At 61.0% G+C, this 712-nt stretch carries 1 protein-coding gene; it reads right to left on the bottom strand.

The window, feature by feature from the left end:
• A partial coding sequence (locus A3730_RS19865; RefSeq protein ID WP_231884004.1) for a condensation domain-containing protein occupies window positions 1–712 on the bottom strand: 712 nt, incomplete at both ends.

Genomic DNA, 712 nt, shown 5'->3' with positions numbered 1-712 from the left:
GATTTGCTGTAATTGTTGCGATACCGCAAACAGGTGCTGGCGCGGGTCGTCGGAGAACGGCAGCGATACCGGATACAGGCTGGTAAACCAGCCCAGCGTCCGACTCAGGTCCATGCCCGGCGCCAGGCGGGTTTCACGGCCGTGCCCTTCCAGATTGATAACCAGGGGCGAATTCCCTGTAGGAGCGGCGCTCGAGCCGCGAATCGCATCCAGAGACTTTTCTCGCGAGCGGGTTCGCGGCTCGAGCGCCGCTCCTACAGATGAGGGCTTCAAGGTGCGGGAGAGCGCAGTCAGCAAGAGTGCCGGCACGCTAACCCCCAGCTTGGTTGGCGCATCCTGTAGCAGCCGGCGGGTATCCGCCTTGTCCAGCGACAAGATGGCACTTTGCTTTTCGGCGTACGCAGGCAAGGCAGCAGAAGCCTTGTCCGGTTGCTGGGCCAGCCAGAACGGCAAGCGCTCATCGCCGTTTTTCTGCAACCATTGCAGCAATGCCTGATGCCAGTCGCCCAGATTGTGGGTACGCTCCGGAAAGGTTATCGCCTGGCCCGCCAGTGCCTGCCCATAGGCACCGAGCAAATCGTCCAGCAGAATACGCCAGGACACCCCATCCACCGCCAGGTGATGAATCACCAGCAACAATCGATCCGGCTGCTGCGGAGTTTGCACGTAAAGCACACGGAACAGTTCCCCTGCTCCGATGTTCAGGCTTTGC

The organism is Alcanivorax sp. HI0044, from assembly GCF_001634945.1.
Note: the sequence above shows the minus strand (reverse complement) of the source record. Positions and strands in the feature narration are given on the sequence as shown.